Raw genomic sequence first — 8909 nt, forward strand, 5'->3', positions numbered from 1 at the left:
GCGGCCGGCGCTCGGCATCTCCCTCGGACTCCAGGCGCTCTCCTTCGCGGGCCTGACGCTGCCCACCGGGGCGCCGAGCCTCCTGGCCGCGGCCGCGGTCTACGGGTTCGCCTACGGCGCCGTCACCGCGCTGATGCCGGCTATCGTCACCGACTTCTTCGGCCCCGCCCACGCGGGCAGCCTGGTGGGGCTGATCTTCGGGATCGCGGGACCGACGGCCGCCCTCGGCCCCGTGCTGGGAGGGTGGATCTTCGACGTGACCGGGAGCTACGCCTGGGCGTTCGGCGGCGCGGCGGCGCTCAACGTCGTGTCGCTGGCGCTGCTGGCCGCCTTCGCCCGACCACCGGCGGACGCGGCCTCTGAGGTAAGATAGGGCGCCGTGGGGACGGGAATCCGCGACCGCTACTGCATCGTGGGCGTCGGCGAGACGGAATACAGCCGCGCCTCAGGACGGTCGACGCGGGCCCTCGGCGTCGAGGCCGTCCGGAAGGCGATCGTCGAGGCCGGTCTCGAGCTCCACGAGGTGGACGGCATGCTGTCCTACCACGGCAACGACTCGACGCCCTCCCCCGCCATCGCCGCCGACCTCGGGCTCCGGCTCAACACCTTCGCCGACGTGATCGGAGGCGGAAGCAGCACCGAGGGGCTCATCGCCTATGCCATGGGCCTCATGGAGGTCGGGCTCTGCCGCGCCGTCGCGATCTTCCGATCCATGAACGGCTACAGCGAGGTGCGCATCGGGTGGACGGGGGTGCGGGCGGCGGCGCCGGTGCGCGGGCTGGAGCTGGCCGATCGTCCATTCGGGATGGTCAGCGCGGGCCAGCGCTTCGCCCCGACCTTCATGCGTCACATGTACGAGTACGGCACGACCTCCGCCCAGGTCGCTCACGTGAAGGTCGCCCACTCCCGGCACGCGGCGGCCAACCCCAAGGCGCTCCTGAAGACCCCGGTGACCGTCGAGGAGGTCCTGGCCTCGCGCTTCATCGTCAAGCCGCTCCATCTCCTCGACTGCTGTCTCGAGACCGACAACGCCACCGCCCTCGTCGTGACGTCATCCGAGCGCGCGCGCGACTGCCGCCAGCGGCCGGTGCACATCAGGGCGGCGGCCGGCCGGGTGTCGAAGCCACGGGCCGACTACCTCTACCAGGGCCGGATCACCCGGGTGGCCGGCTACCACGCCCGCGAGCTCGTCTTCCCGGCGGCCGGGATCGGGCCGGACGACGTGGACGTGACGGGCGCCTACGACGCCTTCACGTTCACCGCCATGCTCCAGCTCGAGGAGTACGGGTTCTGCCCGAAGGGCGAGGGCGGGGCCTACGTGGCCAGCGGCGCGATCGAGCTCGGCGGCCGGCGGCCGAACAACACGAGCGGCGGCCACCTCTGCGAGGGCTACACGCACGGGATGAGCATGGTGATCGAGAACGTGCGCCAGCTCCGGGGAACCGTGGACGACTACTGCCCCGACGCGGCCAAGGGCGTCCACAGCTACGACTACCGGCCGGGCGGCTGCCGCCAGGTCCGGGACGCCGAGATCGCGATGAACATGGGCTGGGCGACGCCGGCCACCGGCAGCGCGCTGATTCTCCGGCGGTAGGGCCAGCGTGGGCGACTTGCGCGTCGAGTACCGCGGGATGATGCTGATCGTCCCCGAGAGCGACTCGGAGTGGCACGGGTACTTCGAGGCGGCCCGGGCCGGCCGGCTGGTCGTCCGCCGGTGCGACGACTGCGGCCTCCTCCGCTACCCCCCCGGCGCCGGCTGCCCGTGGTGCGGGTCCCTCGGGTGGCGCTGGCAGCCGGTGAGCGGCCGGGGGACCATCTATTCCTACGAGATCGTCGTCCACGCCATCCAGCCGGGATTCCGCGACTTCACGCCCTACCCCGTGGTCATCGTGGAGCTCGACGAGCAGCGCGGGACCCCGACTCCGGACGACGGGGTTCGCCTGGTGGCGAACCTCGTGACGCACGATTTCCGGCCCGAGCGCGAGTCGGCCGTCGCCATCGGGGCTCGAGTCGAGGTCGTCTTCCAGCCGATCGCGCCCGACTTCGTGCTCCCGCAGTTCCGTCTGTCGGCCGAGCCAGCCTCGGGGCGGCTCTGGCGCATGCCCGCCCCGTGAGCCTCCAAGACAAGGTCGCCATCGTCACCGGCGGCGCCGGCGCTCTCGGGCGGGCCGTGATCATCGGCTTTCTCGAGGACGACGCCCTGGTGGCGGCGACCGACCGGGACGCGAGCCGGCTCAGCATCCTGTCGGCCGACCTCACCCCCGGCGGTCGGGACCGGTTCTTCGGAGTGAGTGTGGACGTGACCGTCGAGGAGAGCGTGCGCGAGCTGGTCGCCGACGTCATCGCCCAGGCCGGGCGCCTCGACATCCTGGTCAACGTCGTGGGGGGCTACACCCCGGGGGACCTGCTCGCCACGGACGAGCCGACCTGGGACCGCATGATGACGATCAACCTGAAGAGCACCTACCTGTGCTGCCGAGCCGCGCTCCCGGCTCTCATCGCGGGCGGCGGGGGTCGCATCATCAACGTGGCCGCCCGCTCGGTCGTCCCGCCCGTCGGCGGGTCCCTGGCCTACACGGTGGCGAAGTCCGGGGTGATCGCCCTCACCCAGGCGCTGGCGCACGAAGCCCGGCCCCACCGCATCACCGTCAACGCGGTCCTGCCCAGCACGCTCGACACCTGGGCGAACCGGAAGGCGATGCCCGATGCCGATACCTCGAGCTGGGTGACGCCGGAATCGGTCGCCCGGGCGATCCGCTTCCTCGCCTCCGACGCCGCGGCCGACGTCACCGGCACGCTTCTCCTGATCTAGGTCATTTCGGGGGGGTCTCGGAAGACCCCCCGATGCCCTCCCCGTCGTGGCGGCGGCGAAGCCGCCGCTCGGAGCACTCCTCGATGCACCACGCGCTCGGTGGCCGGCGCCGGGTTACTCCGACACGCTCCTAGGCCCTGGGAGGAGGCCTCGACGGCCCCCTTCCACACCCACCCCCAGGAACAAGGTGGCGCGGGCGAAGCCCGCGCTCGGAGTGGACCACCAACCGTCGGCCGCCGGGCGCAGCGGCGGCGCGCGTCGGCGCGGAATCAGCCCTGGGTCAGCCGGGCCTGGATCTCCTGCCACGCCTTGTCGGCCAGCGCGCGGACCTCATCGCCGAGGAGCGGCTGGATGGGATGCGGGATCACGACGGGCTGGTAACTCGGAAGCCCGAGCGCCTCGGCCTGGGCGTGCGCGGCCCGGACGAACTCGGTCGTGATGATGGTCGCGGTCGGCTTGCCGTGGTCCTCGAAGAAGACGCTGTCGTGCACACTGCACGTGGTGCACGACCCTCAGTCAGCCAGCGCCTCGATGACGAGGTCGGCGGACGCGAGGAGATCCTGGCGGAGGGCGTCGGGCGCCGGCTTGGCGAACGTCGGCTTGGCCAGGCGCAGGATCGCCTTGGGGCGCGACCCGGCCCGCAGGAGCTCCTCGATCCGGTCGAGGAAAAAGCTTCCCTTGGGCTTCGAGATGTCGAGCAGCGCGACGACCTGGCCGTCGAGGCTCGACGGGCGCGGCGCGCGGCGGCGGGGCACCGCCACCGAATCGGTCGGGTCCAGGAACTCGGCGGACATCGGATCCTCCTCTCAGGGTGAGTCGACACCTGGTGGTTGGATGGCTCTCACGCCCTGTCATGACGGCCAGACATCCGATTTTCCGCTCCGAGCGGCGGATTGGCCGCCGCTCAGGCGATCTTCTCGATGACGAGCTGACTGCCGCCGGAAAACGTGAAGCCGGGAATGACGCAGGAGAACCGGCCGGCCGTGCCCCCCGCCACGATGACGATCAGGTTGTCTGGGCTCCGGAACTTCGGGATGCGCGTCTCCTCGCGCGTGGGATCGGGGAACTTGGCCCGCACGGTCTCCGGGAGGCCCTCTCCCCACTCGTCGTCGGGACAGAGCTCGCGGACCGGGAGCTGGCAGCGTTCCCAGAGGTACTGCCGGATCCGCGGCTTGTCCCACCCGTCGTCGGCGAGCGTCCGTGCGTGCTCGGGAGAGACGACGACGAGCGTGTCGCCATAGCCCGTGAGCTTCACGTTCCAGGTCGCGCCCAGGCTCGCCGCGATCGAGTTGAGGATCTGGCGACCGCGCCGGCTCCGGTGGTCGTACACGCCGTGCGGCGCCTCACCCGCGTAGGCGGCGACCGTGCTGTCCTCCGCCGCGAATCCCCGCTCGACGTGGAGCGGCGGCCAGGGACTCGCCTCCTCGTGCTCGCCGATGCAGTAGGTGTACCGTCCCGGATGGCCGAAGGTCGACATCGAGATGACGCCCGGCCGGGCGCCGCCCAGGTTCAGCATCACCAGCCGGATCGTCCGCCCGATGGTGGCATTGGCCCGCCAGCCCGGGCCGAACGCCCCGGCCCCCCCGTTCACGTCGAGATCCTTCCGGACGGGGCCGTTGATGACGAGCAGCGGCGAGGCGGAGTTGGTGGTGGCGGCGACGCCGTGGAGGGCGAACGGCTCGGCGCAGATGGCGCGCACCGCGGCGAGGATCGCGGGCATGTACTCGGGCCGCGCTCCAGCCATGACCGCGTTGACCGCCAGCTTCTCGACGGTGGCCCGCCCCATGTTGGGTGGCACCACCGCGACCAGATCGTTCCCGGAGCGGCCTGCTGCCTCCACGAACCGCGCGACCAGCTCGGCGGTCGGCGGAATCACCGGCAGCCCGTCGGTCACTCCGCGGGCATGCAGGCGCTCGATGGCGTCGAGGAAGTCCGACTCGCTGGCGATGGGGTCCTCCCGGACGACGGGTCCGGCCTCGAGCCTACTCGACGGCGAGCCGCCCCGCAAGCTCGTGGGAGGGGGCCGTGACGGCAAGCGGCCAGGAGCCTGCCGGAATACCCCCGGCAGCTCGCTCCGAGCGCGCGCCGCGTCGGGCAGCGCTCCGAGCGGCGGCTGTGCCGCCGCAACCGAGGGGGGGCATCGGGGGGGTCTTCCGAGACCCCCCGAGCAACTAGACGGCGGGAGTGGCCGGGAGTCCCTGCCAGCGGAGGGGGTCGAACTTCAGGCTCGCTTGCTTCCCGCAGCTCGGGCAGGCGGCGATGAACTGGTAGTCCTGGAGGTACTCGTTCTTCGTCTCCACGCCGCAGTCGGCGCAGATGAGGCGAAAGTGCCCGCCGTCGGACTTGCCCTGGAGCTCCCGCATGCGCCTCACGTCCTTTCTCGCGACCGGGCTGGCCCTGCCGGCGTGCAATCCGAGTACCGGCACGCGCGGCCGATCACGCGCGGACGGCATCACGCGCGGACGGCTTGACCGTGCTTCCCCGGTGAGACTAAGCTGGCCGCGCGAGACATCCACGGCGGCGAGCGCCGAGCAGAAGGAGCGTTCACATGGAGAAGTGGAGCGTCGGCATCTTGATCTTCGACGGGGTGGAGCTCCTGGACTTCGCGGGTCCATTCGAGGTCTTCTCGCGGACCCGGCTGGTGCCGGGCGCGGACTCGCGCCGCTCCGAGGAGAGCGCCCCGTTCCAGGTCTTCACGGTGGCCAAAGCGCGCGCCTTCGTGACCACCACCGGTGGTCTCCAGGTCATCCCGCGCCATGCGTTCGCCGAGGCTCCCCGGATCGACCTCCTGGTCGTCCCGGGGGGCTTCGGTACTCGCGGCCTCCTGCACGACGCGGCCACTCTCGACTGGATCCGCCGGGTCGCGGCCGAGGCGCGGCAGGTCACGTCGGTGTGCACGGGGTCGCTGCTCCTGGCCAAGGCGGGGCTCCTCGAGGGCCGGCGGGCGACCACTCACTGGAACGCGCTCGATCTCCTCGAATCGCTCCATGCGGGCCTCACCGTGGATCGAGAGCAACGCGTCGTCGACGATGGGATCATCAGCTCGGCTGGCGTGGCCTCGGGGATCGACATGGCCTTCTACGTGGTCGAGAAGCTGTTCGGCCGGGAGGTCGCCGACGAGACCGCCCGGTTCATCGAGTACCGGCGCGACGCCGGCGTGGCCCTTCGGGCCTCGGCCGGCGCCGCCCGTTGAGACCCCGATTCACACGGGAGGAGGAGGCACTCGTCTGCGGCCCACGACCAGGGAGACCAGGAACAGGACGAGGAACAGCACGAACAGAACGTGAGCCATCCAGGCGGCGGTGCCCGCCACGCCGGAAAAGCCCAGCAGACCGGCGATGATCGCCACGATCAGGAATGTCAGCGCCCAGCTCAGCATCACCGTATCCTCCATGGAGCCCGGCGCGACGCCGCGGTCGATCCCGGCACACCGGTGACCCTGGCGGCAGCCGACTGCTCCTGCGACGTTTTTTGCAAAGCCGATGCCGGAGCGTGGACCTGACCCGCGCGCCACGGCGCGACGAAGATCGAGCGACCCTCCGCGGACAGAAAGAGGAGGACCCGGGATGACGGCCCGAGATGGCGAGACCGCTCGAGTGACCCGGCATCCCGCGCGGGCCCGCGAGATCGTCCGGACGTGCAAGGCGGCGAACATCCAGCTCGTCCGCTTCCTCTATTGCGGCAACGACGGGGTCATCCGCGGGAAGTCCTGCCACACCCAGTTTCTGAACTCCTACCTCACGTCGGGGATCGGCCTGACCGTCGCCATGCAGTCCTTCAACGTGCTCGACCAGCTCGTCCCGGAAGGCTCCTTCGGTCCGGTCGGCGAGATCCGGCTCATGCCCGACCCGGAGACGTTCGCGGTCCTCCCGTATACGCCGAAGTCGGCCCGCCTCCTCTGCGACATGGTGACGCTGGACGGCGAGCCGTGGGATGTCTGCACCCGCAGCTTCCTCAAGCGGATGATCGAGCGCGCGCGCCAGTCCGGAGTGATCCTCCGCGCGGCCTTCGAGAACGAGTTCACCCTGGCCCGGCGCGAAGGGGACCGCTACGTGCCGCTCGACCGGAGCCCGTGCTTTTCCACCATCGGGATGGACTCCGCGGCGCCCGTCGTGATCGACATCATCGAGGCTCTCATGGCCCAGGGCGTCTACCCGGAGCAGTACTACGCCGAGCTCGGGCCGGGACAGCAGGAGCTTCCGGTCCGCTTCGCCGACGCGCTGCGGGCCGCCGACAACCAGCTCACGGTGCGCGAGACGGCGCGCGGCGTGGCGCTCAAGCACGGGCTCTTCGCCTCCTTCGCGCCGAAGCCGTTCCCCGAGGAGGCGGGCAACGGAAGCCACATCCACTGGAGCCTCTGGCGGATCAAGGACGGCCGGAACCATTTCCACGACGCGAAGGGGCGCTACGGGCTGTCGGAGGCCGCCTACGCCTTCATCGGCGGCGTGCTGGCCCACCTGCCGGCCCTGGTGGCGCTGACCGCGCCGAGCGTCAACTCCTACCGGCGGCTCCAGCCCCGCTTCTGGTCGAGCGCCTACACCGCGTGGGGGCCCGACAACCGGGAGGCCGCCGTCCGCGTCCCCTCCAAGCGCCGGGGCCTCGAGATGGAGTCCACCAACCTCGAGCTCAAGCCGTGCGACCCGTCGTGCAACCCGTACCTCGCGCTGGGCGGCCTGCTCGCCGCCGGTCTCGACGGCATCGAGCGGAAGCTGGACCCGGGCGAGCCGGCCGTGGTCGATCCCGACACGCTCTCCGAGGCCGAGCGGGCGCGCCGCGGCATCCGGCGGCTTCCGGCCTCCCTCGGCGACGCCCTGGACGCGCTGGAGCGCGACGAGGTGCTCCGGGCGGCGCTCGGCGAGACGCTGGCCAAGGAGTTCCTCGTCGTCAAGCGCTCCGAGGTCCGGGGCTTCGCCGGCAAGGACGTGGCCTTCGAGGTCGAGCACCACTTCTACAAGTACTGATTGGCTGTGCCGCAAGTGCGCCTCCGATCAGCCGAGCTTGGCCGCCATGGCCGGCGCGGTTGCGGGGAGGTTGCGGGCGGTCGCGTCATCGAGCGCGTCCACCAGCCGGGCGAACGTGCCCGGGAACAGGTGCCCGTACACGTCCATGGTCACCGTGATGGAGGCATGGCCGAGCTGGGCCTGGATGTACTTTGGGTGGGCCCCGGCGGCAATGAGCAGGCTCGCGTAGCTGTGCCGAAGCTGGTGGGGGCCCCGGTGCCGGAGACCCGCCCGCCGGAGGAGGGGCCGCCAGATGTGCCAGCGGAGCCAGCGGTCATCCCACGGGCCGCCGGTCGGAGACGGGAAGAGCCACGGCGAGAGCGGCTTCCCCTCCACCACCGCTTCAGTCTCCTGGATGCTCATCCAGTCCCGTAGAACCTGAACGGCCTGGGGGCTCAGGTCGACCGCCCGGCTCCGGCCGCCCTTCGTGGTGCCCAGCCGGCCCCGGGTCCAGGTGCGCCGAATCCACAGCGTTCGTCGCGTCACGTCCACGTCGTCCCGCTGGAGGGCCAGGCACTCCCCGATGCGGAGCCCCGTCCGGGCCATCGTCAGGGAAAAGGGGTGCCACTCGGGGTACTCACGCTCAGCCACCCCGAGGAGCGCCTGAACCTCGTCCGCCGTGAACGGATCGGGAGCCTCGTCCTCGATCGCACCGTCCGCCCGCACGAACCGCCCAAGCCGCGAGGCCGGGTTGGTGCTGATGAGCCCGTCTTCCATCGCGGTGTTGAGCACCGCGCGGAGCGTGGCCACCAGGAGCCGCACCGTCCCGGGACGCAACGGCCCCGATCCTCGCACCTTCCCATTCGCCAGCCAGGCCGCCAGCTGAGTCTTGAGCGCGGACCGCGTTAGATCCGGCACGCGCGTGTCACCGAACGCCGGGAGGAGGTGCCGGTTGACCACGATGGTGTACCGCTCCGCCGTAATGGGCTTGAGGCGCAGCGTAGCCTCAGAGGACAGCCATCGCTGGGCGTACTCTCGGAGGGTCGGCGCCGGCGGGGCGGCGGGCTGGAGCGGCGAGAGATCGCCCAAGGCGAGCTTGGCCTGAATCTTCTCGGCGGCCACCGAAGCCGCGCGCTTCCCTGCCTTCCCGACCCCCA

11 protein-coding genes are annotated in these 8909 nt (G+C 71.2%); 6 read left to right on the forward strand and 5 right to left on the reverse strand.

What is annotated here, in order from left to right:
• The 4 genes from VGW35_25500 to VGW35_25515 form a co-directional block, all read left to right on the forward strand.
• Positions 1-373 (forward strand): MFS transporter (locus VGW35_25500; protein HEV8311032.1); only part of this gene is annotated, 373 nt, incomplete at its 5' end.
• 6 nt (positions 374-379) lie between these two features.
• A complete protein-coding gene (locus tag VGW35_25505; protein ID HEV8311033.1) occupies positions 380-1594 on the forward strand; it encodes a hypothetical protein in 1215 nt (404 codons plus the stop codon).
• A gap of 7 nt (positions 1595-1601) precedes the next feature.
• Positions 1602-2114, forward strand: a complete 513-nt coding sequence (locus VGW35_25510) for an OB-fold domain-containing protein (protein HEV8311034.1) — start codon at positions 1602-1604, stop codon at positions 2112-2114.
• The gene (locus VGW35_25515) at positions 2111-2812 is read left to right on the forward strand and encodes an SDR family NAD(P)-dependent oxidoreductase (GenBank protein ID HEV8311035.1); all 702 of its coding nucleotides are present in this window, start codon (positions 2111-2113) and stop codon (positions 2810-2812) included. The genes VGW35_25510 and VGW35_25515 overlap by 4 nt, the downstream gene beginning before the upstream one ends.
• Positions 2813-3081: 269 nt before the next feature.
• On the opposite strand, the gene VGW35_25520 is transcribed toward VGW35_25515, so the two are convergent.
• The 3 genes from VGW35_25520 to VGW35_25530 all read right to left on the reverse strand — a co-directional run bounded on the left by VGW35_25520 (position 3082) and on the right by VGW35_25530 (position 5175).
• The gene (locus VGW35_25520; protein HEV8311036.1) at positions 3082-3606 is read right to left on the reverse strand and encodes a UGSC family (seleno)protein; all 525 of its coding nucleotides are present in this window, start codon (positions 3604-3606) and stop codon (positions 3082-3084) included.
• Between the two features lie 110 nt (positions 3607-3716).
• Positions 3717-4847, reverse strand: coding sequence for a hypothetical protein (locus VGW35_25525; GenBank protein ID HEV8311037.1), 1131 nt, complete (start codon positions 4845-4847; stop codon positions 3717-3719).
• 136 nt (positions 4848-4983) lie between these two features.
• The gene (locus tag VGW35_25530; GenBank protein HEV8311038.1) at positions 4984-5175 is read right to left on the reverse strand and encodes a hypothetical protein; all 192 of its coding nucleotides are present in this window, start codon (positions 5173-5175) and stop codon (positions 4984-4986) included.
• Between the two features lie 185 nt (positions 5176-5360).
• Between VGW35_25530 and VGW35_25535 the strand changes: the two genes are divergently transcribed.
• Positions 5361-6005: a DJ-1/PfpI family protein gene (locus VGW35_25535; protein HEV8311039.1), complete on the forward strand. Its 645-nt coding sequence runs from the start codon at positions 5361-5363 to the stop codon at positions 6003-6005.
• A gap of 9 nt (positions 6006-6014) precedes the next feature.
• Here VGW35_25535 and VGW35_25540 read toward each other — a convergent pair whose 3' ends face one another.
• The gene (locus VGW35_25540) at positions 6015-6191 is read right to left on the reverse strand and encodes a DUF1328 domain-containing protein (GenBank protein HEV8311040.1); all 177 of its coding nucleotides are present in this window, start codon (positions 6189-6191) and stop codon (positions 6015-6017) included.
• A 187-nt stretch (positions 6192-6378) separates the two neighbouring features.
• Here VGW35_25540 and VGW35_25545 point away from each other — a divergent pair, with 187 nt between their 5' ends.
• Entirely contained in the window at positions 6379-7773 is a 1395-nt protein-coding gene (locus tag VGW35_25545) for a glutamine synthetase family protein (GenBank protein ID HEV8311041.1), read from the forward strand.
• 27 nt (positions 7774-7800) lie between these two features.
• On the opposite strand, the gene VGW35_25550 is transcribed toward VGW35_25545, so the two are convergent.
• The coding region (locus tag VGW35_25550) for a site-specific integrase (GenBank protein ID HEV8311042.1) at positions 7801-8909 on the reverse strand (1109 nt) is incomplete at its 5' end.

The organism is Candidatus Methylomirabilota bacterium (assembly GCA_036005065.1).
Lineage (GTDB): Bacteria > Methylomirabilota > Methylomirabilia > Rokubacteriales > DASRDR01 > DASYQW01.

What these genes read in the sequence shown, in the direction of transcription:
- VGW35_25530 (HEV8311038.1), bottom strand. Translation starts at nt 5,175, where the DNA reads ATGCGGGAGCTCCAGGGCAAGTCCGACGGCGGGCACTTTCGCCTCATC.
- VGW35_25535 (HEV8311039.1), top strand. Translation starts at nt 5,361, where the DNA reads ATGGAGAAGTGGAGCGTCGGCATCTTGATCTTCGACGGGGTGGAGCTC.
- VGW35_25540 (HEV8311040.1), bottom strand. Translation starts at nt 6,191, where the DNA reads ATGCTGAGCTGGGCGCTGACATTCCTGATCGTGGCGATCATCGCCGGT.
- VGW35_25545 (HEV8311041.1), top strand. Translation starts at nt 6,379, where the DNA reads ATGACGGCCCGAGATGGCGAGACCGCTCGAGTGACCCGGCATCCCGCG.